At 45.1% G+C, this 26,506-nt stretch carries 21 protein-coding genes; 5 read left to right on the top strand and 16 right to left on the bottom strand.

Annotated elements, in window-relative coordinates:
* Positions 1–57: 57 nt before the first annotated feature.
* Together F0231_RS03560 and F0231_RS03555 are read right to left on the bottom strand one after the other, a co-directional pair.
* Positions 58–1,041: a chemotaxis protein gene (locus F0231_RS03560; RefSeq protein WP_171758330.1), complete on the bottom strand. Its 984-nt coding sequence runs from the start codon at positions 1,039–1,041 to the stop codon at positions 58–60.
* Between the two features lie 121 nt (positions 1,042–1,162).
* Complete coding sequence (locus tag F0231_RS03555) at positions 1,163–2,131, bottom strand: ABC transporter substrate-binding protein (RefSeq protein WP_171758329.1); 969 nt, start codon at positions 2,129–2,131, stop codon at positions 1,163–1,165.
* 115 nt (positions 2,132–2,246) lie between these two features.
* Here F0231_RS03555 and F0231_RS03550 point away from each other — a divergent pair, with 115 nt between their 5' ends.
* On the top strand, positions 2,247–4,172 hold the full coding sequence (locus F0231_RS03550) for an ATP-binding protein (RefSeq protein ID WP_171758328.1): 1,926 nt from the start codon (positions 2,247–2,249) through the stop codon (positions 4,170–4,172).
* A gap of 41 nt (positions 4,173–4,213) precedes the next feature.
* Here the strand turns inward: F0231_RS03550 and F0231_RS03545 are convergent, their stop codons facing one another.
* The 8 genes from F0231_RS03545 to rbsD all read right to left on the bottom strand — a co-directional run bounded on the left by F0231_RS03545 (position 4,214) and on the right by rbsD (position 13,833).
* Positions 4,214–5,758: a DUF3369 domain-containing protein gene (locus F0231_RS03545; RefSeq protein WP_171758327.1), complete on the bottom strand. Its 1,545-nt coding sequence runs from the start codon at positions 5,756–5,758 to the stop codon at positions 4,214–4,216.
* Positions 5,759–5,846: 88 nt separating this feature from the next.
* On the bottom strand, positions 5,847–7,793 hold the full coding sequence (locus F0231_RS21215; RefSeq protein WP_171758326.1) for a diguanylate cyclase: 1,947 nt from the start codon (positions 7,791–7,793) through the stop codon (positions 5,847–5,849).
* Between the two features lie 83 nt (positions 7,794–7,876).
* Positions 7,877–8,881, bottom strand: a complete 1,005-nt coding sequence (locus tag F0231_RS03535) for a substrate-binding domain-containing protein (RefSeq protein ID WP_171758325.1) — start codon at positions 8,879–8,881, stop codon at positions 7,877–7,879.
* A 21-nt stretch (positions 8,882–8,902) separates the two neighbouring features.
* Positions 8,903–9,826 carry a ribokinase gene (rbsK, locus tag F0231_RS03530; protein WP_171758324.1) on the bottom strand — a complete coding sequence of 308 codons (924 nt, stop codon included), beginning with the start codon at positions 9,824–9,826 and terminating at the stop codon, positions 8,903–8,905.
* A 141-nt stretch (positions 9,827–9,967) separates the two neighbouring features.
* Positions 9,968–10,846: a ribose ABC transporter substrate-binding protein RbsB gene (gene rbsB / locus F0231_RS03525; RefSeq protein ID WP_171758323.1), complete on the bottom strand. Its 879-nt coding sequence runs from the start codon at positions 10,844–10,846 to the stop codon at positions 9,968–9,970.
* A 57-nt stretch (positions 10,847–10,903) separates the two neighbouring features.
* Positions 10,904–11,887, bottom strand: coding sequence for a ribose ABC transporter permease (gene rbsC / locus F0231_RS03520; RefSeq protein ID WP_171758322.1), 984 nt, complete (start codon positions 11,885–11,887; stop codon positions 10,904–10,906).
* Positions 11,884–13,389, bottom strand: coding sequence for a ribose ABC transporter ATP-binding protein RbsA (gene rbsA / locus F0231_RS03515; protein WP_171758321.1), 1,506 nt, complete (start codon positions 13,387–13,389; stop codon positions 11,884–11,886). The genes rbsC and rbsA overlap by 4 nt, the downstream gene beginning before the upstream one ends.
* 24 nt (positions 13,390–13,413) lie before the next feature.
* On the bottom strand, positions 13,414–13,833 hold the full coding sequence (rbsD, locus tag F0231_RS03510; protein ID WP_171758320.1) for a D-ribose pyranase: 420 nt from the start codon (positions 13,831–13,833) through the stop codon (positions 13,414–13,416).
* Between the two features lie 309 nt (positions 13,834–14,142).
* On the opposite strand from rbsD, the gene F0231_RS03505 reads away from it, so the two are divergent.
* On the top strand, positions 14,143–14,406 hold the full coding sequence (locus tag F0231_RS03505; RefSeq protein ID WP_171758319.1) for a DUF3012 domain-containing protein: 264 nt from the start codon (positions 14,143–14,145) through the stop codon (positions 14,404–14,406).
* 86 nt (positions 14,407–14,492) lie between these two features.
* On the opposite strand, the gene F0231_RS03500 is transcribed toward F0231_RS03505, so the two are convergent.
* The 5 genes from F0231_RS03500 to F0231_RS03480 form a co-directional block, all read right to left on the bottom strand.
* The gene (locus F0231_RS03500) at positions 14,493–15,161 is read right to left on the bottom strand and encodes a LuxR C-terminal-related transcriptional regulator (RefSeq protein WP_171758318.1); all 669 of its coding nucleotides are present in this window, start codon (positions 15,159–15,161) and stop codon (positions 14,493–14,495) included.
* 134 nt (positions 15,162–15,295) lie between these two features.
* Positions 15,296–16,330: a trypsin-like serine protease gene (locus F0231_RS03495; RefSeq protein WP_171758317.1), complete on the bottom strand. Its 1,035-nt coding sequence runs from the start codon at positions 16,328–16,330 to the stop codon at positions 15,296–15,298.
* Positions 16,331–16,407: 77 nt separating this feature from the next.
* Complete coding sequence (locus tag F0231_RS03490) at positions 16,408–17,376, bottom strand: VPDSG-CTERM sorting domain-containing protein (RefSeq protein WP_171758316.1); 969 nt, start codon at positions 17,374–17,376, stop codon at positions 16,408–16,410.
* Between the two features lie 124 nt (positions 17,377–17,500).
* Complete coding sequence (gene gcvT, locus F0231_RS03485) at positions 17,501–18,619, bottom strand: glycine cleavage system aminomethyltransferase GcvT (protein ID WP_171758424.1); 1,119 nt, start codon at positions 18,617–18,619, stop codon at positions 17,501–17,503.
* A gap of 258 nt (positions 18,620–18,877) precedes the next feature.
* A complete protein-coding gene (locus F0231_RS03480) occupies positions 18,878–19,501 on the bottom strand; it encodes a helix-turn-helix domain-containing protein (RefSeq protein WP_171758423.1) in 624 nt (207 codons plus the stop codon).
* A 368-nt stretch (positions 19,502–19,869) separates the two neighbouring features.
* Between F0231_RS03480 and F0231_RS03475 the strand changes: the two genes are divergently transcribed.
* The 3 genes from F0231_RS03475 to gcvP all read left to right on the top strand — a co-directional run bounded on the left by F0231_RS03475 (position 19,870) and on the right by gcvP (position 24,568).
* On the top strand, positions 19,870–21,165 hold the full coding sequence (locus F0231_RS03475) for a serine hydroxymethyltransferase (RefSeq protein WP_171758315.1): 1,296 nt from the start codon (positions 19,870–19,872) through the stop codon (positions 21,163–21,165).
* A 36-nt stretch (positions 21,166–21,201) separates the two neighbouring features.
* Positions 21,202–21,582 (top strand): glycine cleavage system protein GcvH, encoded by a 381-nt coding sequence (gene gcvH, locus F0231_RS03470; RefSeq protein ID WP_171758314.1) that lies wholly within the window; start codon positions 21,202–21,204, stop codon positions 21,580–21,582.
* Positions 21,583–21,703: 121 nt separating this feature from the next.
* Positions 21,704–24,568 carry an aminomethyl-transferring glycine dehydrogenase gene (gene gcvP, locus F0231_RS03465; RefSeq protein WP_171758313.1) on the top strand — a complete coding sequence of 955 codons (2,865 nt, stop codon included), beginning with the start codon at positions 21,704–21,706 and terminating at the stop codon, positions 24,566–24,568.
* Between the two features lie 412 nt (positions 24,569–24,980).
* Here the strand turns inward: gcvP and F0231_RS03460 are convergent, their stop codons facing one another.
* On the bottom strand, positions 24,981–26,474 hold the full coding sequence (locus tag F0231_RS03460; protein ID WP_171758312.1) for a hypothetical protein: 1,494 nt from the start codon (positions 26,472–26,474) through the stop codon (positions 24,981–24,983).
* Between the last annotated feature and the right edge of the window lie 32 nt (positions 26,475–26,506).

Raw genomic sequence — 26,506 nt, 5'->3', positions numbered from 1 at the left:
ACCCTTTTTTTATCTGTTGAAAACCACCTCGAAGCAAGGTGGCTTTCCTATTCAAACCTAGTTTGTTTTACCGAAGATATACTTGTCCATCATTGTCACCATACGGCCAATCTCTGGTTTAGTGATGGTATCGTTGGCACCCAAAGCAAGCGCTTTAGCACGGTTATCGTCGCTCATCAGAGATGAGAACATCACAATCGGCATATTGGCATACGCTTCACTGTCACGTAGACGTTTCACCAAATGCATCCCATCCATACGTGGCATTTCAACGTCGGTTACAACACCGTCAATAAGCTCGCTAATCGGAAGGTTCTCTTCCTTTGCCACCTCAATTAGGTTCATCAGCTTCTCGTGCGCTTCACCACCATCTTTACATGCAATGACGTTGTAACCCGAAGAAGTCAGCGTATCTTGAATCATCGAACGAATGAACGCAGAGTCATCCACAACCATTACCGTTTTAGCGTTACGCTTAGTGACCATACGTTGGTTTAGATCCACGCTCTTATCGAGCGTCACATCGTATTTCTCCATGCTGAGCTCTGGGTTAATGTCAGCAATGATCTTCTCGAAGTCTAGAATCATGATTAGGTTGCCATCTTTACGGACCACAGCAACCACACAATCTTGTTCTCCTGCTTCTAGAAACTGACTCGGCGATTCTACATCATTCCAAGAAATTCGGTGAATACGGCTAATAGAGTCAATGAGAAAGCCATTCGTCATGTTATTGAAATCTGTCACGATGACGAATTTACGAGCTAAGTCTTGACTGGTAGGAACCCCTAGCCACCCCGCTAAATCCACCAGCGGGGTTAAAATATCACGCGATGAGAACACCCCTATCATATGTGGTTGAGCATTCGGGTAGTCTGTTGTGTCAGGAACCTGAATCACTTCTCGTACCTTGGCTACGTTAATGCCGTAATAGCAGGTCTTTTTACTGCCATCCGGCATCTCTTTCACTAAGTGAAACTCAATGATCTCTAACTCGTTAGTACCACTTTCCGTCAATATAGTACTGCTTGATGCACTCATATTTTCTTTATGCCTACGCTAAACTTTCGAGGGATACGCCTTTGTAACTGCAATTGGACAATTTGTAAATTTCATTTGTAGCGGTTACCCAATGTTGTGATTCACTCAACAACTCCAAGCCCTAATCTATCGGTTTCCAATGCGCCGGCGGAGTAACGCTCCACCGCTCCATTACCGATGTTGAATAGATTGCTTTCCCTTGATTACCAATTTGAATCGGGATGTTTTTCGCCGATTCACCCTTCACTATTTGATTCACCAAGCTGCCTGCAGCTCGCCCTTGGCTATCTCCAAACAACACTACGCCGCCTGCCGCTTTTCCTGCCCCCACTGCAAAATCCCAAAAGGCAAACAGTGGTAACTCTGAATGTTGGCTCGTCCAACTGATCACTTCATCAGCAGGAACGTTTTGCCCAGTATGATCGATCAATGTGTGGTAAAGACCAACAATTATCGTACTCACGCCTTCATCTTTCGCTTGCAACACTTGTGCCCGCCACTCTTTCTTGGTCGCTACGGACTGTATATCTACCTCGATACCTAAATTTTGTCTTATTAGCCGATACTGTTTCTCTATGTAGCTCTTTGCGATTTGGGAGGTTACGCCCGAGTCAAATAACACTTTTACTTTGAACTCTGGTCCAGAAAACAGTTTACGCAGTTCACCCAACGACTTAATAAATAGCGGCCTTTCAAGCACACCTGTGACCTCGGCTTGCCCGTGATACCTCGATAAAAGCGCTCTTGGGTTTGAGTTAATACCAAGAAAGACGATCGAAATAGGCTCATCGTACAATTTTGGCAGCATGTAACTCAGCGCGTTGTCATCCCCTAAGATCACGATGTCAGGTTGAAGCTGTTGGTATCGTTCGAATGCTTTATCGGCCATTACCTCATATTGCGGCTTAGGTAGGCGTTTAGTGTCCATTTGGAACGTTTCTAACTCAATCGAAGGCAACAACGTCTCCTCGATTCCAAAAAGATAATCTTTATCCCACGAGTATTCAGAGTGGTAGCTTTCAACGAGTAGCACTTTTGTAGCAAAAACCTGAGTACTGACAAAAATGAGCGACACAACCAACCAGCGCATAGACACCTCCTGTGACTAGTTACAGTGTAGCCCTCCTACTGAAGCTTCGCCTTAGCTTATCGAGATAATTATCAATGACAGTCTATACTCAAGAATAAACGATAGAGTGAGCCTTATGAGCCGAACTCAAAAGATCGAAGAGAGCCAAAACAATCCCTTCTACAGTCGTATAGGTCGACGGATCATACTAATCATGATCCTTCTCAGTGGCGCAATTACTCTATTCACCACATTGTTGCAGCTTTCGTGGGACTATAAGAAAGAGTTCAATACCGTTAAGCAGCGCCAAGTCGAAATACGCGATATTCACGCCCCCTTACTGGCGACGTCTTTATGGGAGTTTGATCTTTTAGCACTTCAGCAAGAAATTGATGGATTGGTTAACTTACCCAGAGTCGATTACCTACGTATTGAAAGTGGCGAATACACGTTTGAAGCTGGAACGGAAATTACCGAACGTGCAATCACCAAGCAATACCCACTTGTTTACCATCACCCTAATACCACTCGCGTCGAGCAGATAGGCCAAATCCAAGTTCAGTCCGATGCTAACGAGATTTATCAATACCTTATTTGGCAAGCGGTCTATACCTTAGCGCTTAATGCCGTTAAAACCCTGCTCGTCTGTTTTCTTGTACTGATGGTTTTTCATAAAAGTATTAATCGACGAATATTCTCTATTGCCCGCTATCTGCGCAAATACAACCCTCGCCACCCTGCCGACCCATTAGAGCTTGAACATAACGCTTGGATAGCCGAAAAAGAGGACGAGCTCGATTGGCTTGCCGATGAAACCAACAAGATAACCAGTAATGTGACGCTGCTCTACGACAACATAAAGCAAGAACGAGAGCGCTTAGCTGAGTTTGCTCATATCTCTTCAGACTGGTTGTGGGAAACGGACGCAGATGGTCGTTTAATTTACTGCTCTGAAAGCATGCGCTCTGCACTCAAGATTGAAACAGACACCAAACCGCTACTGACTGCCATCGACGCACTATCACACTGTGCGACGCTCCATACGAAGATAAGCAATCACTATGATATTTCCATGTGTGAGGAGAAAATCACACTCAAAGACAAGCCGCACTATTTACTTTTCAAAGCCAAAGCACGATATGAACAGGGCGCGTTCTTTGGCTTTCGAGGCACAGCGATTAATATCACCGAGCTCAAGCTGACCCAGATCGAGATAGAACAACTCAACCAAAACCTAGAACAAACCGTAGAGACTCGAACACGCGACCTAGAACGCAGCATGCAGCAGTTACAACAAACGCAGGAGCAGCTAATAGAGTCCGAAAAACTTGCCGCTCTCGGTGGGTTGGTTGCTGGGATTGCACATGAGGTAAATACTCCCTTAGGTATTGCAGTAACGGCCACATCCGTTATCAAAGATCTGACAGAAGAGGCCAACAAAGCGTTTAACGAACAAACACTGACGACCGATCAATTTCAATCCTTAATGTCACGACTGTCGGACAGTAGCACGATGTTAGAACATAACTTGAACCGTGCCGCTAAGCTTATTCGTGACTTTAAACAAACGGCCGTTGATCAAGTATCGGAAAGTCGCAGCCAATTCAATATTCATCAGACGCTCGATGCCTTAGTGGCGAGTCTGCACCCAGAAACACGAAAAGTCCCAGTCGTGCCAGTATTAGAAGGCGATCCATTATTGACCATGAACAGCTTGCCTGGCGTGCTCACGCAAGTGATCTCAAACCTCATTATGAACAGTGTTAATCACGCATTCGAAGCAGGGAGCTCGGCCGAAATTTCGATTCAATTTAGGCAAGAGAATGAGTCAATCATTGTTGAATATAAAGACAACGGGTGCGGTGTACCGAGCGAATCACAGCAGAAAATTTTCGAACCTTTTTACACCACAAAGCGTGGCTCAGGCGGGTCAGGGTTAGGACTAAACCTAGTGTTTAATCTCGTGAAGCAGAAACTGAAAGGTGAACTGCTATTTGAGTCTGAGGTAAGCAAAGGGGTTCACTTTCAATTGTCATTGCCACAAAAACTCCCCATTGATTAAGATTTACATCGTTCTGGGTCAATGACTTATTCTGCGTACGACTAGTCCGGCAGTGACGCGCGAATCTGCAGGAACTCATCCCAATGGTCAATCAGTAGATCTACTAGCTTGGGTTCAAAGTGTAGTCCTTTCTGAGATAAGATCTCTTGCTTGATTTGTTCGTCACTCCAAGGCTCTTTGTAACTGCGCTTTGAACCCAGTGCATCAAAGACATCGGCAAGCGTAGCAATACGGCCAAAGATGGGAATTTGTTCTCCCGCAAGTCCATTTGGGTAGCCACTGCCATCCCACTTTTCATGATGGTACGCCGCCACCTCTTTTGCCATGACGATCAAACGGCGTTTGGACTGCTCTAAAATCTCCACGCCATAGTCGACATGCTTTCTCATGATTTCCCATTCCTCTGCATCCAGCTTTCCTGGCTTGTGAAGGATAGAGTCAGGCACCGCGACTTTGCCTACATCGTGCAGCGGTGCCGCATGTTTCAGCATGGTCGCTTGGTCAGCGGTCAAGCCATAGAGCAACGCGAGCTTCTCACAAAATAGTGATACCCGTTGGACATGAGCCCCAGTTTCACGACTACGCGCTTCTACTGCATTGGCAAGGCTATAGACCAACTCTTTGGAGGTCTCTTTTATGTCCAGTAATAGACTCAGATTCTCAAACGTCAGTCCTATATTTTGCATGTAAATTTCCAGCAATTGAACGTCTAGTTCAGAAAGTACTTGATGGAAATTGACATAAAGTAGACTGTCAGCGCCCTGTTCGTCGGTGGTATACAAAATAAAGGCATCACCAAAATGTTGCGAGTAGCGCTGTTTTAGTACTTGTTTGCAACGCGAAGAGACCTCTTCAGGAAGCTTTTCAAATGCACATTCGGTGTAACAGTCTACGTATTCGCCCGTTGCGGCAAGCGTTAACGCTCGTGAGGCCTCACCATCAGGTCGCGGCTTAACCACGCAGTAAAAAGCGGATTTCTCTAACTGAAGTAAAGAAGTGAGCTGTTCTAATACAGCGGCGGCGTACGCCTGAAGGGTTGTCGTATTTTGTACCTTCGCTGAAGATTCGATCACCTTTTTCAACCCAGTTTTTTGCGCTTCAATCAAGCACAAATCACGGTATGAGCGGAGCATTGAATAGAGCAGTGTTTTAAGCTTTTGGGTGGTGAGCTCGGTCTTCTCTTTGTAATCATCAATCTCATATTCGCGTATGACCGTATCTTCAGGCGCCTGACCTGCTTGGCCTGTCCGAAGCACGACTCGAATAAGGTTGTTGTTTATCTCTTCGCGAAGGTATTTCACTAGCTCAAGACCAGCATGTTCCGTCTCCATCACGACATCAACCAGTGCCAAGGCGATATCATCATACTCTTGGTACAATTGTTTGGCTTGGCTAGCTGAGTAAGCAGAAATGAGTTTTAACGGTCGACCATCAAAAGTAAAACCGGAAAGCGCGAGTTTGGTGACTTGATGCATCTGCTCATCGTCATCAACCAGTAACACACTCCAAGGCGACAGGGACTTTGCTTGAGTCCCCGATACCTTTATCGGGTTATCTTGTTTTCTCTGATCTGCGAAAAGTTCCATATTTTATGTCAGACGCTCTTATATGTACTCATACTAAAGGTTTAGCACAAGCAGCAACAATCTGCTCATACGGCATCAAGAGCAAAGACTAAGCGACGTGTTTAAAGATAACGCGATTGCGACCTTCACTTTTGCCTTGATACAAGGCTTTGTCTGCTTGTAAAAAGTGGTCGCTGTTTTGACTAAGCTGTTTAGCTTGTATTGGCCCGACTGCACCAAGCGTTATGCTGGTATTAATTGCGCCGACTCGCGTTTTCATCGGTTGAGCGCATATCGACTGTCTGACGGCTTCTAAATCATTTTCAAACCTGATTGAGTATGGCATCAAACAGGTGAACTCCTCCCCACCCCAGCGAATGATTTGACTGCCACTTGGAGTCGAAGCTCTTAATCGACTTGCTGTTTCAATCAATATTTCATCACCCACATCATGACCATGCTCATCATTAATCGACTTAAAGTAATCAAGATCGACAACAACCAATGTATACATACGCTCATTCTGCATTTGCTCTTCAATCCACTGCTTATAATATCGCCGATTTTTTAGGCCCGTCAGAGGGTCAGTGCTTGAGATGGTACAAAGTTCTTTGTTTCTGCGTTGGTATTGTGTCGAACGATTGATTACGTACACCAACAGCCCAAAACACGCAAAAGACATAATGAGTAATACACGATTTCGTAGCTGTTCTTTATCAAGATTAAGTTGGCTGAGTTGCTGCTGCGCATCTAACAGGTCACGCTCTTGGACAAGCTGGTTATTAGCGAATTTTTCTTCGACGAGATAGAGCTCGCTCTGTCGTCGATCAAACAACAACTCTTTCTCATTCTCGTAGTAGCGTTTGTACATATCCAATGCCAATTGCGACTCACCTTGGGCATCATAAGCATCAGACAAAAAGCGATACACGGCAATCAACCAGTTTCGAGCTCCGATCCTTTCAAAAAGTACCTGAGCTTCTTGTCCTAATGATACGGCCTTTTCTGTCTCCCCAAGTAACAAAGCAATCTCCCCCTGAAGCAACAAACATTGCCCATGTTCAGAAGGAAACAGTTCTGAGTCTGCATTTTTGATACACAACTTTGCAGTTTCTAGCGCCTTATCGTATTGGACTTCAGCTTTCTCGACATGTGCTAGAGCCTTGATCTTAATCAGCTTTTGACGTGTAGGTGCAACATCACTGTAATAGTCGAGTAAACGTTCATATGCCTCTCTCGCTCCAATTGGCTCTCCAAGGCGGTAGTGGATATAAACCAGGTTGCCATACATAATCAACGGCACACCACTCTCAACTAAATTATTCTGTTGATATGCTTTGAGTGCTTGGTCAAAAAAAGAGCGAGCTTGTTGCCACTCTTCTAGCTGAACATAGAGAAAGCCCATATTGCTTAGAAGCTTGCTGTTGTATATGTGCTCAGGGTAGTGTTTACCTAGCTCAATACCGCGATGAAAGTAGTTTTGTGCGGCGACGAAATCACTCACTTCAGTGTGAAGCGCACCCGCGGTATTATAGATTTTAACCAACAACTGCTCATACCGAATACGGAGAGCGATCTCTTCAGCAATGACGATTTTCTCCAAACCCACAGCTGCTTCACCATGCTTGGCATGTTCAATACTTTGCTCCACTAATGCGCTGGCTAATATCCATTCAATATTCTCTTTTTGCGCAAGTTCTAACAGAAGTCGGGTGTAATACGTTACGCGCGTATTATCTTCTGTATGCAAAGAGATATTTACCATGACCATATAGCGATAGGCCGTTTCTATCGGCTGCTCTAAACGCCAAAGTTGGGAGTGAAGAATACTCAACCGAGCTAAAGCTTGTTTTGGTTGACTGCGGGATAGATTGCGCAAATCGACAAGTTCACGACCATAGTCAGTTTTAGAAACTAAAGAGTCCGGCTCAAAAGGCTTGAGTTCTCCCTCTTTCTCAGGAAAGTGGGCAGTACTAGAAAATGGACGAAAAAGGTAGATAGAAAGCAGAAAGAAAACAACGATCAGGATGAAAAACAGCTTTAGGAATCGAAACACTGATGACTTTCTTTATAAATACAGGACGAGAACCTGTAATTATAAATTAGAATCGGACGAACAACAATACGCCATTCTTTATGTTATTTTAGAACCTTTATTGTATTTCTACTCACCAATGTAGGCTCTAGCTGAACCACTTGTGCGTCGGTTTCTCTTCCCTCAACCTTATTGAGTAATGCTTCAACAGCGGCTTTGCCTAGGCGATATTTGGGTTGGTGGATGGTAGTGAGCGACGGCGTCATAAATTTCGCTATGTGGATATCGTCGTAACCGATGATTGAGAGGTCTTCAGGGATCTTGATCCCTTTTTCGTGAGCCGCATTGATCACACCCATTGCCATCATATCGTTACAAACAAAAATAGAACTTGGAAGTGGCCCTTTTTCGTACATGCGATTAAAGGCTTCATAGCCCCCTTCACATTCGAAATCAGATTCAACTATCCAGTCTGCATGGAAAGAGAGCTGCGCTTCAATGAGGGCACGCTTGTAACCCTCATAACGCATTTGTGCTTGGTGTTTAATCAGCGGGCCGGTAATACACCCAATATCTTTATGACCATTATCGATCAAATGCTTTGCCGCCAGATAGCCACCACGTAGAGAGTTGTCTTGGATTTTATCGCTCGTAAATAGCATTGGGCCCCAATCCATCACCACAACAGGGATGTCTGGGTATTGTTCGAACACATCAATGCGTTCACCTTCAAGGGATGAGCACATTAAAATTAACCCATCGACACGCTTTTGCAATAGGGTATCTATTGAACCGCGCATGCGTTCGTTGTCGCCTTCGGTGTTACATAAGATGAGGTTATAACCTTGATGGTAACAGCTGCGCTCTACCCCTTTCACCACTTCACCGAAAAATGGATTCGTTGAGGTGGTGACGAGCATACCGATGGTTTTCGTGCGGTTGACTTTGAGGCTACGCGCCAATGCAGATGGGCGGTAGTTAAGCTCTCGAGCGGCTTTGTTGACGCGCTCAGAGATCTCTTCACTGACAAAGCGAGATTTATTGATGACATGACTAACGGTAGACGTCGATACACCTGCTAATTTGGCAATGTCTTTCATTGTAGCCATGTCATTATCTCCCTATAACGGCTAATTGTTGTGCTCGGCTAGGAATGCATCAACTTCTTCTCTCGTTGGGATTGATGTCTGTGCACCAAATCGTGTCACTGAGATTGCCGCCGCTGCATGAGCAAACTTAATCGCTGATTCTAAAGGTAAATCCTCTAGCAAACCAGTGACGAGTGCCCCATTAAACGTATCGCCCGCCGCAGTTGTATCGGTCGCATCGACTTTAAAGCCCGAAATAAGCTCCCCTCGACCATTTTGGCTCAACCACACCCCTTTTGCACCTAATGTAATCATCACAATTTCGATGCCTTTACGGTGCAGTGCATTCGCCGCTTCTTGCGCACTTTCATTGTCTGTCACCGTCACACCTGTCAACACTTCAGCTTCGGTCTCATTGGGTGTAATGACATCGACACATGAAAGCAGTTCATCAGACAATTCACGTGCCGGTGCAGGGTTTAAAATCACGTTGGTGCGTGCCTCTTTCGCCACTTGCGCTGCTTTTTCGATACCACAGATAGGGGTTTCGAGTTGCATCAGAAGGTAATTGGCTTGGCGAATGCGTTCAAGATCACCTTCGATCGCTTCTGCTGTCAGTTTTGCATTGGCTTCAGCGGATATACAAATGCTGTTTTCACCGCTGTCAGAGACCTGAATCATTGCAATTCCGGTTGGGCAATTTGGCTGCATTTTCACACCAGCGATATCCATATTGTCCATTTTGAAGTTTTCACGGATATTGATGCCAAACGCATCATCACCCACACAGGCGATAAACCCAATATCCGCTTTCAGGCGAGCAGCGGCAACCGCTTGATTCGCCCCTTTACCACCAGGAATAACTTGATAGTTTCGACCATGCAACGTCTCGCCCGGGCGAGGAAAAGAAGGCACTTGAAGAACATGGTCAGCGTTAACACTACCTAAAACCACTAACTTATTCATACGGTTATCCTCGGCTCTCATGAGCCCTTATACATTTGAACAGGAAGAATAGCGATGAGCTTTGCAGCAAAACTCATGGCTATTCGCCCTTCTCCCCTAAACGACAGATATAAACGGGGAGAAGGACAAAATGAGTTGCGATTACTTAGCGATTACTTTTAGAGGTACTGGGATGTACTCTTCAACTTGAGCGCCTTTCAACACTTTGTCCGCCGTTTCAATGCCAAGTGCACCAATTAGATCGGGTTGCTGAGCAATCGTTGCAGAAAGCTTACCGCGGTTAACCGCTGCAATGCCGTCGTCTGTACCATCAAAGCCAACGATCATCACATCTTTACCTGATGCTTGTACTGCACGTAGTGCGCCTAATGCCATTTCATCATTCTGAGCAAATACGGCTTGCACATCTGGATTAGCAGCTAACAGGTTCTCCATTACGTTTAGACCTTTAGTACGGTCGAAATCTGCTGGCTGGCTAGCAAGAACGTCCATTTCGCTGCCTTTAACCGCATTCATGAAACCTTCACCACGTTCACGAGCCGCAGACGTACCTGCGATACCTTCTAGTTGGATAACCTTCGCTTTCATACCCACTTTCTCAACGATGTAGTTACCTGCCATTTCACCACCAACAACGTTGTCTGATGCGATGTGGCTTACTACGTCTCCACGGCTTGCACCACGGTCTAGCGTCAGTACAGGGATATTTGAACGGTTTGCCATGCGAATCGCGTTAGATACCGCGTCTGAATCCGTTGGGTTAATCAGGATCGCTTTTACACCGCGAATCGTCAGATCTTCAATGTTCGATAGCTCTTTGCTTGGGTCATTCTGAGAATCCAGAACAATCAAGTTGTAGCCTAACTCTTGTGCTTTCGCTTCCGCGCCATCTTTCATGGTTACAAAGAATGGGTTGTTTAGCGTAGACAATACGATTGCCATTGTGTCTTGTGCCTGCGCTGACACAGATACGGTTGAAGAAAGTAGTGCTGCAGAGATAAGAGTTGCGAGTTTTTTCATTTTCTCAGTCCTTGTGTAGGGTGGGCCAAGTCGTTTGCCTGACCCTATTTTTATGAATTACTTGTTTTTGTTGTCTACTAAAACCGCAAGAAGGATTACCACTGCTTTTGCGATCATTTGGTAGTAGGAAGAAACATCGAGTAGGTTGAGTGCATTGTTTAGGAAGCCAATAATCAGTGCGCCAATCAATGTGCCCATGATTCGACCTTTACCGCCCATTAAGCTGGTACCGCCCAGAACCACCGCCGCGATAGCGTCTAGCTCATAGCCCATACCCGCCGTTGGCTGAGCAGAGGACAAACGAGAAGTCACAATGATGCCCGCTAGCGCCGCTAGAAGACCACAGATTGCGTAAACACCAATTTTCACGCGGTCAACGTTAATGCCTGATAGGCGAGTCGCTGATTCGTTGCCACCCAGTGCGTATACGTAACGACCAAAGCGAGTATGGTTAAGTACGTACCAAACAGCAGCAAATACAATCACCATCAGCCAAACAGGAACGGGAATACCCAGTGCGTAACCTGTACCGAACCATGCGAATGCGTCGGCTGTATCTGTAAAGCCAGTCGAGATTGGACGACCATCGGTGTATACCATGGTGACACCACGCAGCAGCGTCATCGTTACTAGCGTCGCGATAAAGGCTTGTACCTTACCTTTGGCAATAATAATGCCGCTGATCGCGCCCAAAGCAGCACCCGCAAGCAAGGCGGTAGGGACGGCAATGAGTACTGGCACTTCCATCGCTATCAAGCTTGCAGCAAAAGCACCACATAGCGCGAGAACCGAGCCCACACTTAGATCGATGCCTGCGGTTAAGATAACCAGTGTCATACCCACGGCGATAATGGCGTTAACCGAAGTTTGACGCAGGATGTTTAAGATGTTGTCGACAGTGAAAAAATTTGGGTTTAAGAATGACACGACGACGATTAAAAACAGGAGTGCGATCAGCGATTTTTGCTCAATCAACCACTCTTTGCTGAACAGCTTCTTGCTGTGTGAATCATTTGGTTTGCTCATGGTATTGGTACTCATGCTGCTTCCTCGTTAATCTTTTTGCCTACGGCACAGGCGAGTAGTTTTTCTTGATCGGCGTCTTTGGCATCAAACTCGCCGCTAATTCGACCTTCATGCATCACTAGGATACGGTCACTCATGCCAAGCACTTCTGGCATCTCAGATGAAACTAAGATGATGCTCATGCCGTCGGCTTTGAATTTGTTAATCAACTGATAGATCTCTTTCTTTGCACCAACATCGACACCGCGAGTCGGCTCATCAAGAATCAATACTTTAGGTTTGGTCATCAGCCCTTTTGCAATGGCGACTTTCTGTTGATTACCACCGGACAGGTTACCGATGATTTGATCCCTAGTTGGCGTTTTAATGTTGAACAGCTTGATAAAGTCTTCAACTGCCATGACTTCGTCGCCATGCTGAATTCGGCCACCTTTTGTCAGCTTATCTAGAGCACATAGAGACATGTTCTCTTTCACCGATAATCCAAGCACAAGGCCATCACCTTTTCGGTCTTCAGAGATGTAGGCGATACCATTGGCTAGACCATCTTGCGGGCTAACAGGGTTAATGGTTTTATTGTCTAGATTGATCACGCCACGTTCACTTGGCAACGCACCGTAAATGACTTTCATCAACTCTGTGCGGCCTGCGCCCATCAAACCTGAGATACCTAGAATTTCACCGCGTTTGAGTGAAAAGCTAACATCGTGAACACCAGAGCCCGTTAGACCGACCACTTTCAGGCAGGTCTCACCGTGTGTTACATCGATACGCGGGTATTGCTCGTCTAGCTTGCGGCCCACCATCATCTCGATTAAGCCATCTTCATCGGTTTCTGCTACTTCGCACTGACCGATAAACTTACCATCACGAAGCACGGTAATATCGTCGCAAATCTCGAAGATCTCTTTCAATCGGTGCGAGATATAAACGATGCCACAGCCTTGGTCGCGCAATTCGTTAATCACCTTAAATAGTGATTCTGTTTCAGTATCCGTTAGGGCGTCAGTAGGCTCATCCATAATGATGACTTTCGATTCGAATGAGAGCGCTTTGGCGATTTCCACCATCTGCTGCTCACCGAGGCTTAAATCACCAAGTAAGGTTTTCGAGCTGTGTTTAACATTCAGTCGAGCCAGTAATTTATCGGCCTCGTCGTACATCTTGCCCCATTGGATGCCACCGAAAGCGTTGGTAAACTCTCGACCTAAAAAGATATTCTCAGCGATAGTCAGTTCAGGGATTAAGTTCAGCTCTTGGTGAATAATGCTGATGCCTGCCTCTTGAGAGTCTCTAGGTCCCTTGAAAGCAGCTTCTTTGCTTTGATAATGAATAGAGCCAGCATCTTTGGAATAAATCCCTGTCAGCACTTTCATTAAGGTCGATTTACCCGCGCCGTTCTCTCCCATCAAGGCCATAACGCGACCTGGGTAAACATTGAGGCTTGCCTTGTCCAGAGCTTTAACGCCCGGAAAAGCTTTCTCAATCGAACTCAGCTGTAAAATGGCTTGAGTCATAGTCAATCCTCAATCGTTGTGGGTTTAAAAAACGACGCCAGCTTGGAAAATCACATTCGCATAAGGAGTACATTCACCGGTGCGAACGACTGCTCGGCTGTTGTTCGTGCGTGACTTAAACGTTTCGTGTGAGACGTATTGAATCGAAATAGCCTTACCACTCAACGCTCGCTCAGCCTCAATCAAGTCAACCAACGCTTTGTGGTGGTCTGGGCTAACCGACGCAAATTCTTCCGCGATAACCACACCTTCGATCTGAGACTCGCTTAAAATCACTTTTACAGTGTCTAAGAAAGACGGCACACCATGAGTTAGCGCTAAATCAATACGCTGAACCGCATCTGGAATCGGTAAGCCTGCATCACAAATCGTAATTTCATCAGTGTGACCAAGCGTTGCCACTAAGTAAGAGAGTTCTGAATTTATTAGGGTACTTTTTTTCATTTCATCGACCTATCGAATACACGTTTTTACTTTGATGAGTTCTGGAAGTTCTTCATTGCTCTTCTTATTGAGAAAAAACTCATCGAAACGTTTCGATAGCATAATAGTCATTCAGTCACGGATTTCGAACCCTCATTTTATAGAGTGTGAATTTGATCCTCTTTGCCGGTGGATATTACCAGCGTAAAGTGACTCAGCTCACCCATCGAAACGTTTCGATATGCCGTTTTATCCTGTTTTAAGTGTTTAGTTGCCCACAAACCGATCGTTTTTCGGTATAGTTGCGGCAAAGAAATATGGGAAAAGAAAATGAAAAAAGTTTCGTTAGCACTGTTTGCTTTACTCGCACTGAGTGCGTGTAAAGATGAAGTTGGCACTCAAGGTTGGTGTGACAACATGACTGAAAAACCCAAGAGTGAGTGGAACGCTCAAGACGCTTTAGACTACGCCAAGCATTGCGTTCTACAAGATGCTATTGGCAGCACTGAGTGGTGTAGCGATTTAGAAGATAAACCGAAAGGTGACTGGAGCGCGAACGAAGCAACCAGTTACGCTAAGCACTGCGTATTTTAATCTCACCGTTCCAAGCAAAAAAGGTCTGACATTACTGTCAGACCTTTTTTTAGCTAAGTTTCAAAATGAAATCAGTCTAGTGACTATTAAACCCGCTCTTCCAAAGAAATATTGTTGTTAGCCCAAAGCAGAGCTTGCAAGCGATTCTTAGCGTTGATCTTTTTAAAGATATTATGGAGGTGCGTTTTAACTGTGTTCTCACTGACGAACAGTTCATCTGCAATCTGAATATTTGATGCACCGTGACCCAACAATCGCATAATCTCTTTTTCACGCTTGGTCAAATTGGCATAAGCTTGAGAGGTTGTTACCGTATTGGCACAGCGGAAATGCTCAATGTAATCTTGTGCCACTTTTCTAGAAAGCCACATCTCATCATTCATGATTTTATCCATGCCTTTGAGAAGCAGAGGCAGTTCATCATCAAGATAAAATACACCGACAAGATTACGCCATTTAAACAGTTGGCTTGAAGGAGCATCAACCGGACAGTTGAACACAACTTCTTTTATCGAGGTATTAGTTTGGTTCTTAACGCTGTTGTAGTTATCAAACTTGTCATCATCAAGATAGTGATAATCGATAAGCACTAGGCTATCTAGATCAGCACCACTCGTTTCCATACTTTTGAGCGTCTCAGATGACACAATATTAACGCTCAACTCTAGGCCTTTTTCCAGAGAATCCTTGAGCAATTTAGATTGCATACTGACATCTGAAATCAGAGAAATTTGGTAAACGTTACTATTCATCATGATGAGCACCCTTGCATATCTAATCGATGCCTTAAAACTATCGTTTAGTTACAAATAGTCAACATGTTGTTTAAGGAGCAATCATAACAATAAGCAAAAAGATGCAATTTAATCATTATCTTAGCCATTATTTCTCATTTGTAAGAAACGTAGGATCTAGGTGTTAAAGCGCTCGGTAGCTGTATTAACCTGACTAAAAGTAGTAGAAACAAAACAAGGCTGTGATTGATTGAAAGCCCCCCTCCACTGCCACCGCTTGAGGTTACCGTTTCCGGAGCTGTGTAAGTAGCGGAGTTGGTAACTAAGCTTCTTATTCCATCCGTTTCTACAACGTACGCTTTAGGCTGCTCCAGACCATTTATCACCCGAGCAATCCAATTTTGGTAGTCATAAACATCGGTGAATACTGAGGTAATTGGGAAGTTAATGTCGCCACATGTCGCAGGGCCGAAACTGGTAACCCCTACTTGAATATATTGACCTCCGCTATACCAGTACACTGGGCCTCCAGAATCACCACTGCACGTCGAGTTTCTATAACTTCCTTGCAACTCACCTTCAAAGCAGAGCTGTTTGCTTGTCAGGTTGCTGCCGTAACTTTGCTGGCAAGATTCTGTGCTTGTATATGTCAACGCTGCATCTAGAAGCAATGTCCCCCCCGCAACATTGCCTTCAATATACCCATGCCCGACAGCTTTAAACTCATCAGAGTCAGAGAATGTATCATTCGCACTCGTATTCAATAACGACCTGTAATCGCCAACACTGAGCCGGGTTTCAAGTTTGATTATGGCGATATCATCACGCCATAACGTCGCCGATGAGTCGTCGTATGTATCGGGATAATAAAAAGCCGTTGCTTGGGCTTGTTCAGCCGAAAGAAAGTTACTCTCGTCTTCAAGTTGAGGCACAACGACAGTATTCAGCATTAAGTCATCATCACCATAGATACAATGCGCAGCAGTTAGGGCAAATTGATCGTTGATCATCGTCGCTCCACAATAAGGGGAACGGCTATATAAAGTATTAGATCGGTAAAAGAGGCTAGCGAAAGAGGGGTAATTTGCAATATTCGCTGTCGCGCCATTAACAATGAATGGCGTAGGCTCGACAGCGTAACTTGAAGAAAAAAATAGCAAGAAAGGTAAAGACCAGTAAACTTTAGACATAGCAACATATCCGCAAAGAACCGATCTTTAGTTTAGTCTATTATCTGAATTTATAGACTAAATTACTTGCTATAAGTTTATGCTGACTTTCTTCTCCAACCGATGAACCCGAGCAGTGACAACGCAAGAAAACCAAGCGTTCCCCCACTGTCACCACTGCTATCAGAAGATGCGGTTCCGCCTATTGAAGCGGTTCGGTCAGATTCTGAAACGGTCAGTTTAGGAGTCTCATTACCGTTTAAAACTGAGTTAATCCAGTCACTGTGTTTGGAAATCGCCACTTCGGTGAAGACAGAGTTTGGCGTAACGGCTGGATCACCACATGTTTGAGGACCAAAACTGGTGATGCCAACTTGCTTGCCATTCCAATAAAGTGGACCGCCTGAATCTCCCTGACAGGTTGCATTGTCATAAATCACTGTTGCTGCCCCGGTCATACACAAATTGTCGCTCGTGTCAGATGAGTAAATGGAACACGCGACGTTATCTACCCATTTCAACTCTGTTCTTTGCAGCTGTTCCGAGGAGTCAACGCCATTTTCAGTATTGCCATGACCGACAGCATAAAACGTTTCAGATGCTTGGCGATACGTTGGTTGATCACTCGCCACTGCAAGATCGGCATACGTATTAACTGCGGTAATAGGGTTAGCCAATTTTAAGATGGCAATGTCGTCATACAAAGTGGTGTTGTTATACGAGCTTGGGTAATAGAACTCTTCAACCATTACTCTTTGTAAAATGGAATTGGGGAAGTCGCTCTCGTTTTCCAACTGAGGAACCACAGATGTAAAAAGTTGATACCTCGAACTTTCGTAGATGCAGTGTGCAGCTGTTAAGACATAACTGTCTGACAATAACGTGCCTCCGCAATACGGTGAAGATGCATAGACCCCGTCATAGTCGATCCTATCGTAAAATAGGCTCACAAAGGATGGATGAGTGGACGCGCTAATATTTGTACCATTAACAATATATGGAGTGACCTCGACACCTTGAGCTTGAAATGCCCAAACTGAGGCCAGTAGAACTGGAATACTTTTCATAATACTACCTTGTAACGAATCCAATCATATGTACGAATTACACGCACAAAAAAACCTCTCATAGAGAGGTTTTAGCACAAAAAGTTACAGATCGCCATACTGTATAATGAGTTTTGACGATTTATTAACCGCGGTAGTATCTCTGAGGAACGAACGGCATTTTCTCTACCGTCATCGCTAGCTTTTTACCACGAACATCAGCAAACACTTCAGTACCAATTGCAGCTAAGTCCGCGCGTACATAGGCCATTGAAACTGGCTTACCTGCATTTGGACCCGCAGTACCACTCGTCACGACACCGATCTTGTTATCTTCTGCGTCAAACAACTCAGCACCTTCACGTACAGGAGCCTTCGTTTGGCCAACTAGACCAACGCGCTTACGAGAAACATCTTTAGTTTCGATCTGCTTAAGGATGATATCTGCACCAGGGAAGCCACCTTCACGCTCGCCACCAATGCGACGAATTTTCTGAATACCCCATAGAAGGCTTGCTTCAACTGGCGTAGTTGTCGTATCAAGGTCATGACCGTATAGGCATAGTCCACACTCTAAACGTAATGAATCACGCGCACCAAGACCAATCCACTCTACCTCTTCTTCAGCCGTCAGTTTTTGCGCCAACTCTTCTGCATGTGAATTTGGCACTGAAATCTCGTAACCATCTTCGCCCGTGTAACCACTGCGGCTAACCACACATTCAACACCTAGAATGTCTAGCTTCTTCACATCCATAAATAGCATGTCGGCAACGTCAGCGTTAAAGCGTTTTAGTACGTCTACCGCTTTTGGCCCTTGTAGTGCTAACAATGCGCGGTCGTCGATAATCTCAAGCTCAACACCTGAAGGTAGATGCGCTTCTAGGTGGTTGATGTCTTGTTCTTTACATGCAGCATTAACGACAACAAAAAGATGGTCGCCCAGGTTTGCCACCATCAAGTCATCCATAATGCCGCCTTCTTCGTTAGTAAAGAAAGCGTAGCGCTGGTTGCCTTGAGGAAGGTCAATAATATCTACAGGAACTAAAGATTCTAAAAACGCAGCTGCGCCTTCACCGTGTAGACGAAGTTGCCCCATATGCGACACATCAAAAAGACCCGCAGCGTCACGCGTATGCAGGTGCTCTTTCTTTACGCCTAGCTTGTATTGTACTGGCATGTCGTAGCCAGCGAATGGAACCATCTTCGCGCCTGCTTCTACGTGTAGGGCATGCAGCGGTGTTTTCAGTAATTCTTGAGTCATCATTGTCTCCGTTTGATCAGGTTCGTTTTCCATTCAGGAAACCTTGTTTCCAATAATAAACACGAGTGGGGAGAATTTGCACTATTAACAAGGTGAGAACAGTTCAAAATGTGACACTTAACATCATATTCACATTATGACAGATAAAAAAATAGCGCCATCTTGAACATCAAACATCCAAGAAGGCGCTATTGTACTCATCAAAACAACAAAAGCAAACGTTTGCTTTTCTTATGTGAAATTTACAACTTTGTTACTTTATTTAGCAGTCACCCATAAAATGTGTGCATCTTGCTCACTGGTCGAAATCAGCATGTGCCCCATATTAGCATCATAATAAACACTATCACCTTCGCTCATTTCTACCGGCTCATAGAACTCTGAGTAGAACATCACCGAGCCAGAAAGAATCAGTAGGAACTCTTCACCATCGTGACGAACCCAGTCGCCATACTCTTCAAAGTTTCTTGCATGTACCTGACTTTTGAACGGCATCATTTTTTTATTAGAAAGCTGCGTCGCTAGCAGCTCATGCTCATACGTCGGTGTTGGGTGAGGTTTGCCTTGGTTAGCTTTGGTTATATCGCGACGACCTGTTGCCACCTTTTTCCTTGGCGGTTCAAACAGTTGCGGCATATCAATTTGCAAACCCATTGCGAGTTTTTGCATTGCTTGGAAGGTAGGAGAGATCTGTTCGTTCTCAATTTTGCTGAGTGTTGAACGAGCCAACCCTGTACGCTGACTGGCTTCTTCTAGCGTGATCCCAAGCTTTCCTCTAATGGTTTTTATACGTTGCCCTAACTTAAGTGGTTCGATGTTTTCATCCACCGACTCTTTTGACAACGTCAATGATGGGTACTCATCAAAGATATCTTCGGACATGGTTCCCTCTACTTTTTCTACTACTTCCTGTGTCATTTTTATTGTGCCCCAAGGCTTTCCTATAAGAAAGGTGTGCACAAGAAATAAACCGTGCTCTTGTTAACAAAAATAGAAACCTTGTTTCCAATAGGAAATTTTTGGTTGATTGTTCTTGCGACAACCGCTATGTTACAGCCTTGTTAGTTGTAGAGATGTTATTTCCGAATTCGATAGTTGATGAATTTAACATTCGGATTCGTTTTTCCCCGCAGTTTTGGGGCAGGAAATTCGCCTGTTCTTACGTAAGAGAAGAGCAGTAATAAATTAAAACTGACGAGAACTATTACCCTACAAAAAATCTCGTTGGCATGAATGGAAGGTCATCTACCATGAACAAACCGTTTCAAAATCACAGCCTAGAGAACTTTTTCTCTACTAACCTTGCTGCTACAGACGACGCTGTATTCGCTGGAATCCAAGCCGAGTTCACTCGTCAAAATGAACAGATTGAGCTTATCGCTTCTGAGAACATTGTGTCTAAAGCGGTAATGCAAGCACAAGGCACATGCCTAACCAACAAGTACGCAGAAGGCTATCCAGGTCGCCGCTATTACGGTGGTTGTGAACACGTAGACACGGTAGAGGCGATTGCTATCGAACGCGCTAAACAATTGTTTCAATGCGAATACGCAAACGTTCAACCTCATTCTGGCGCTCAAGCAAACGGCGCAGTAAAACTTGCCCTACTACAACCGGGGGACACTATCCTAGGTATGTCGCTAGATGCAGGTGGCCACCTAACTCACGGTGCTCGCCCTGCTCTATCAGGTAAATGGTTTAATGCTGTTCAATACGGCGTTGACCGTGACACACTTGAAATCAACTACGAAGACGTACGTGCCCTAGCAGTAGAGCACAAGCCAAAAATGATAATTGCAGGGGGTAGTGCAATCCCACGCGTTATCGACTTCGCTAAGTTCCGTGAAATCGCAGATGAAGTCGGTGCAATCTTGATGGTTGATATGGCGCACATCGCTGGCCTTATCGCAACTGGTGCACACCCAAGCCCACTGCCACACGCACACGTTGTTACAACGACAACACACAAAACATTACGCGGCCCACGCGGCGGCATGATCCTAACTAACCACGAAGAGATCATTAAGAAGATTAATTCGGCGGTATTCCCAGGCCTTCAAGGTGGCCCTCTGATGCACGTAATTGCCGCTAAAGCAGTTGCGTTCGGAGAAGCGTTAGGCCCTGAGTTTTCAACTTATATCGATTCAGTGATCAATAACGCAAAAGTTCTAGCGGAAGTATTGCAAACTCGCGGTTGTGACATCGTGACTGGCGGTACAGACACGCACCTAATGTTGGTTGACCTTCGTCCTAAGGGCTTGAAAGGTAACACAACAGAAGAGGCGCTAGAGCGTGCAGGCATCACATGTAACAAAAATGGCATCCCATTCGATTCAGAGAAGCCTATGATTACATCGGGTATCCGTTTGGGTACACCTGCGGGAACTAGCCGCGGCTTTGGCGAAGAAGAATTCAAACTCATCGGTAATTGGATTGGCGATGTACTGGACGGGTTAGTAGAAAACCCAGAAGGCAACGCTGAAGTGGAACAACGCGTGCGCAAAGAAGTGAAAGCACTTTGCGGTCGTTTCCCTCTTTACCAATAAACAATTTAAATCAAATTTATATTTGGAGATTAAGCAATGGACAACACACTGAAGTTTGCAGAAAGCCACGAGTGGGTACGTGACAACGGTGACGGCACAGTAACTATCGGTATTTCTGCGCACGCTCAAGAGATGCTAGGTGACGTAGTATTCGTTGACCTACCTGAGGCAGAAGACGAAATCGAAGCTGGTGAAAGCTTCTCACTCGTTGAGTCTGTAAAAGCAGCGTCTGACATCTACGCACCAATCACAGGTGAAATCGTAGAAATCAACGAAGAGTTGGAAGACAGCCCAGAGCTAATCAACGAAGAGCCGTACGAAGGTGGCTGGATCGTTAAAGTGAAGATGTCGGATGCATCTGAGCTAGACAACCTAAAAGACGCAGAAGAGTACCTAAACTCAATCGAAGACGAGTAATTAGGACAATTTAAGAAGCTGTCCCCTATTCGGGTGGCAGCTTTTTTTTAAAGTTCGGACATATAATTAAATGTATCAGTAATGGAATCCATTACCCGAACGACGGAGTAGGTAAAGGACAATGACTGAATTACTTCAAAGCCTCAGCACACAAAATGAGTTCGTTGCTCGCCACAACGGCCCAAATAAATCTGACCAACAGAAAATGTTGGAAGCGATCAATGTTGCAAACCTAGATGCATTGATCGATGAAACCGTTCCAGCGCAAATTCGCCTAGAAAAACCAATGACACTTGCTGAAGCAAAAAGCGAAGCAGATATGTTGGTTGCAATGCGCGAGTTCGCCGACCAAAACCAAATCAAACGTACGTTCATTGGCCAAGGTTACTACAACACCTTCACGCCAAACGTCATTCTACGTAACGTGCTTGAAAACCCAGGTTGGTACACAGCGTACACGCCATACCAGCCAGAGATTTCTCAAGGTCGCCTAGAAGCGCTACTTAATTTCCAGCAGATGGTCATGGACCTAACTGGCATGGACATCGCAAACGCATCACTGCTTGATGAAGCAACAGCAGCAGGCGAGGCGATGACGCTATGTAAGCGCGCAGGTAAGAGCAAGAGCAAAGTATTCTTCGTTGCAGACGATGTACACCCACAGACGCTAGAAGTTGTAAAAACTCGCGCTAAGTACATCGGCTTTGACGTTCTAGTTGGTTCACTTGAGTCTCTACCAGAACAAGACGTGTTCGGTGCACTGGTTCAATACCCAGGCACAACAGGTGAGGTTCGTGACCTAACGGACATCATCGCGAAAGCACAAGCAAACAAAACGCTCGTTACTGTCGCAACCGACCTTCTAGCTTCAGCACTACTGAAACCTGCGGGTGAAATGGGCGCAGACGTTGTAATCGGCTCAGCGCAACGTTTCGGTGTTCCTATGGGTTACGGCGGTCCTCACGCTGCATTCATGGCAACTCGTGACAAGCACAAGCGTACTATGCCAGGCCGCGTTATCGGCGTGTCTATCGACACCAACGGTAACCAAGCACTGCGTATGGCAATGCAGACTCGTGAACAGCACATCCGCCGTGAAAAAGCGACATCAAACATCTGTACAGCTCAGGCTCTACTAGCAAACATGGCGTCATTCTACGCGGTGTACCACGGCGCAGAAGGCCTACGCACGATTGCTCGTCGTACACACCACATGACTGCTATTCTAGCGGCTGGTTTGACTAAGTCTGGTTTTGAATTAGCACACAACAGCTTCTTTGATACCATCACCATCAATGCGGGTGACCAGACTGACGCGCTGTACGCGAAAGCACAAGCGGCTGACATCAACCTACGCAAACTGCCTACTCAACTTGGCGTTAGCTTGGATGAAACAACCACAACAGCGGATATCGAAGCTCTATTTGCAGTATTCGGCGTGAAAGAAGAAGTAAACGCACTTTCTTCTGAAATTGCGGGGAATGAGTTTGCAGCGATTCCTGAAGCGCTTCGTCGTACTTCAGAATACCTAACTCACCCAGTATTCAACACGCACCACAGTGAAACGCAGATGATGCGTTACCTGAAGCAGCTTGAGAACAAAGACTTCTCACTGACTCACGGTATGATTCCACTAGGTAGCTGTACAATGAAATTAAACGCAGCCGCTGAAATGATCCCAGTGACGTGGCCTGAGTTTGGTTCTATCCACCCATTCGCGCCAATCGAGCAAGCGGCGGGTTACTCTGCGCTAGCAAAAGACCTAAAAGAGAAGCTATGTGAAATCACAGGCTACGATGACTTCTCACTACAGCCAAACTCTGGTGCATCAGGTGAGTACGCAGGTCTTATCGCGATTCAACGCTACCACGATAGTCGTGGCGAAGGTCACCGTAACGTATGTCTGATCCCAAGTTCAGCACACGGTACAAACCCAGCGACTGCTTCAATGGTTTCAATGAAGGTGGTTGTGGTTAAATGTGATGATGATGGCAACATCGACATGACTGACCTAGCAGCTAAAATCGAGAAGCACGCAGAAAACCTATCAAGCATCATGATCACTTACCCTTCAACACACGGTGTTTACGAAGAGCAAGTGAAAGAAGTGTGTGAAATGGTTCACGCTGCCGGCGGTCAAGTTTACCTAGATGGTGCGAACATGAACGCTCAGGTTGGCCTAACATCACCAGGCTTGATCGGTTCTGACGTTTCTCACCTAAACCTTCACAAGACATTCTGTATCCCACACGGTGGTGGTGGTCCAGGTATGGGTCCTATCGGTGTTAAATCGCACCTTGCACCTTTCCTACCAGGTCACATCGAAAACGGTGTAGAAGGTGAAGAGTTTGCAGTATCAGCGGCTGATTTAGGTAGTGCTTCTATCCTACCGATCTCTTGGGCTTACATCGCGATGATGGGTGAAGCTGGCCTGACAGACGCAACGAAAGTCGCGATCCTGAACGCGAACTACATGATGGAGCGTCTACGTCCTCATTACCCTGTTCTTTACCGTGGTACAAACGGTCGTGTGGCGCACGAATGTATTATCGACATTCGCCCACTGAAAGAAGAAACAGGCATCAGCGAAGAAGATATCGCGAAGCGTCTAATGGACTACGGTTTCCACGCACCAACAATGTCGTTCCCAGTTGCGGGTACACTGATGGTTGAGCCAACAGAATCTGAAGATCTAGAAGAGATCGACCGCTTCTGTGATGCGATGATCGCAATCCGTGAAGAGATGGCAAAAGTGAAGAATGGTGAGTGGCCACTAGAGAATAACCCTCTAGTTAACGCACCTCACACTCAAGTTGATCTAGCGAAAGACGAATGGGATCGCCCATACTCTCGTGAACTAGGTTGCTTCCCATCACCTGCAACGAAGTCTTGGAAGTACTGGCCTACAGTAAACCGCGTAGACAACGTATACGGTGACCGTAACCTAATCTGTTCATGCCCTAGCATCGACAACTATGAAGATTAATTCTTGTAGTGATCACAGATAACCAAGTTGGAAACTGTGATAACCAAGTTGGAAACTAGCTTGAATAACAAAAGGCGAACCGTTTGGTTCGCCTTTTCTCTTTGCACGGTTTTCAGTCTAGTATGGTGTCATATTTTCGATGCTAGAAACTCAGCTATGACTAACGTGAAATCAAAGAAAACTCGGAAAGCTTATAGTCCAGAGGAAGCTGCTCTTTTCACTAAAGCAGCTAACACAGCAGCAAAACAATTAGTTACACTAAAGCTTCAACGTTACGACGACACTCCTTATACCCGTAACAAAAAGGATTCGTTATAGCTTACCAATAAGCGAGTAGGTTGCGATTCACTTCGACAAATCTCTTATGCTCTAAGGCAGTAACAGTCATAGAATCCATAACACATGCAGTCAGTTACAGCGGCTCGTATTCTATTGAGTTTTGCATCTCTAAGATCATTCGATGAGTTTTTATTTTCTTTTGAATACGTTCAGGTAAAAGAGAGGCATACTCCGCAGTATCTAGTTGTTTAAAATCTATGGCGATATCATTAATGATCTTGACATATTTATCACCAACTTCTTTAAGCTCATTCAAACGGCTTTTTTCCTTGCCAATCGCAACCAACAAGTGTTGTTGCTTACTCCAAAGTTCATCTAAATTTACACTACTCTCTAGGTCGGCTTTCTTTTCCTCTAAGCTTTCCGTTTCTTGTCTTAACCATTTGACACGGCTTTCTAACTCATTCAACGCTTCACTTGATACACCTTTTCTATCAAGTGCAGCTTCAAGCTCACTCGTAACTTTGTGATGCGCTCCTTCCAATATTTGTTGCGCTGTTCTTTGAGCGTTTTCAACCACTGATAACTCTTGTTTTAAAGCATTCTCCGTAATCATTTGAGCATTCTTTCTAGCATCTTCTATTTCCGACGCTAACTCAGCTAGAACATCATCTCTAACTTCTACTCTGACCTTTTCACGTTGTTGTTCTGCTTCAACTCTCGCATTGTTAATGATTCTTCCCGCTTCTAACTTGCTCAGATAGATGGTTTGCTTAAGTTGTTCTAATTCTTGATTTAAAGATGACTTCTCTTCTTCAAGCCGCACTACCGCAACTTGAAGATCATTCGCGAGGGACTTTATCTGCGTATAGAGCTCTTTTTGCTCCCGCTCTTTTTTTTGCCACTTTTCAACTCTTTGTTTTATTCGGGCTACCCTTTCCTCAGCTTGTTCCTCACGCTCAGAAATATTGTCAGTGATTCTTTGGACTTGTTTGCGATGCCTTGCTATCTTTCTCAACAACATATTTCTTTCTTTGCTGATACTCATCGCGGCTTGCTGCTCAATAAAATCCCAGAATGGATTTAGCGGATTCAATGCTGTTACCTGGACTTTTACATTTTCATAGCTGTTCAGCAGCGAATCTGAGTCCAATCCAACAAGCAATAACTCAAGGGCACTCCTACCCTGCTTTCGAAAGTCCACTATTTTATCTGGTGGGGTTTCATGAGTATTAGTAACTTCCACATAATACTCTTCCCTACCGATCTGGCAGACGATATCGGGAACCCTTCCGTCTCGATAAACCTCTAGACGGATATTTTTTACACCTACCATTTCACAATCACTAGAATCAAAAATACCACTAGAATATGGATGAGGAATGATCTTTTCCCGTTCGATGAACTCCTTTGCACTCAAATGTAACTGAGTTTCATACGAATACCGACATTCTGCGTTACTTTGGTGGCGTAAGTAGCTAGCTATGCCTTTATTACTATGTGCAGCAACCAAGAAGTCTCCACAGCAAGGACAGACAACGTCATCCTGAGTACCACTTTCTAACTCAGTAACTGAAACAACTCTACTCTCACTTACCTTCCATCCAAAAATAGAACGATTTCTCATGCACACCTCAACATTGGAAAAATAGTGATAAT

Source organism: Vibrio sp. RE86, assembly GCF_013114545.1.
Lineage (GTDB): Bacteria > Pseudomonadota > Gammaproteobacteria > Enterobacterales > Vibrionaceae > Vibrio.
This window is presented reverse-complemented; position numbering and strand designations above follow the sequence as displayed.

Coding starts and splice junctions, on each gene's coding strand:
- F0231_RS03560 (WP_171758330.1), bottom strand. CDS start 1,041: ATGAGTGCATCAAGCAGTACTATATTGACGGAAAGTGGTACTAACGAG.
- F0231_RS03555 (WP_171758329.1), bottom strand. CDS start 2,131: ATGCGCTGGTTGGTTGTGTCGCTCATTTTTGTCAGTACTCAGGTTTTT.
- F0231_RS03550 (WP_171758328.1), top strand. CDS start 2,247: ATGAGCCGAACTCAAAAGATCGAAGAGAGCCAAAACAATCCCTTCTAC.
- F0231_RS03545 (WP_171758327.1), bottom strand. CDS start 5,758: ATGGAACTTTTCGCAGATCAGAGAAAACAAGATAACCCGATAAAGGTA.
- F0231_RS03535 (WP_171758325.1), bottom strand. CDS start 8,881: ATGGCTACAATGAAAGACATTGCCAAATTAGCAGGTGTATCGACGTCT.
- rbsK (WP_171758324.1), bottom strand. CDS start 9,826: ATGAATAAGTTAGTGGTTTTAGGTAGTGTTAACGCTGACCATGTTCTT.
- rbsB (WP_171758323.1), bottom strand. CDS start 10,846: ATGAAAAAACTCGCAACTCTTATCTCTGCAGCACTACTTTCTTCAACC.
- rbsC (WP_171758322.1), bottom strand. CDS start 11,887: ATGAGTACCAATACCATGAGCAAACCAAATGATTCACACAGCAAGAAG.
- rbsA (WP_171758321.1), bottom strand. CDS start 13,389: ATGACTCAAGCCATTTTACAGCTGAGTTCGATTGAGAAAGCTTTTCCG.
- rbsD (WP_171758320.1), bottom strand. CDS start 13,833: ATGAAAAAAAGTACCCTAATAAATTCAGAACTCTCTTACTTAGTGGCA.
- F0231_RS03505 (WP_171758319.1), top strand. CDS start 14,143: ATGAAAAAAGTTTCGTTAGCACTGTTTGCTTTACTCGCACTGAGTGCG.
- F0231_RS03500 (WP_171758318.1), bottom strand. CDS start 15,161: ATGATGAATAGTAACGTTTACCAAATTTCTCTGATTTCAGATGTCAGT.
- F0231_RS03495 (WP_171758317.1), bottom strand. CDS start 16,330: ATGTCTAAAGTTTACTGGTCTTTACCTTTCTTGCTATTTTTTTCTTCA.
- F0231_RS03490 (WP_171758316.1), bottom strand. CDS start 17,376: ATGAAAAGTATTCCAGTTCTACTGGCCTCAGTTTGGGCATTTCAAGCT.
- gcvT (WP_171758424.1), bottom strand. CDS start 18,619: ATGACTCAAGAATTACTGAAAACACCGCTGCATGCCCTACACGTAGAA.
- F0231_RS03480 (WP_171758423.1), bottom strand. CDS start 19,501: ATGTCCGAAGATATCTTTGATGAGTACCCATCATTGACGTTGTCAAAA.
- F0231_RS03475 (WP_171758315.1), top strand. CDS start 19,870: ATGAACAAACCGTTTCAAAATCACAGCCTAGAGAACTTTTTCTCTACT.
- gcvH (WP_171758314.1), top strand. CDS start 21,202: ATGGACAACACACTGAAGTTTGCAGAAAGCCACGAGTGGGTACGTGAC.
- gcvP (WP_171758313.1), top strand. CDS start 21,704: ATGACTGAATTACTTCAAAGCCTCAGCACACAAAATGAGTTCGTTGCT.
- F0231_RS03460 (WP_171758312.1), bottom strand. CDS start 26,474: ATGAGAAATCGTTCTATTTTTGGATGGAAGGTAAGTGAGAGTAGAGTT.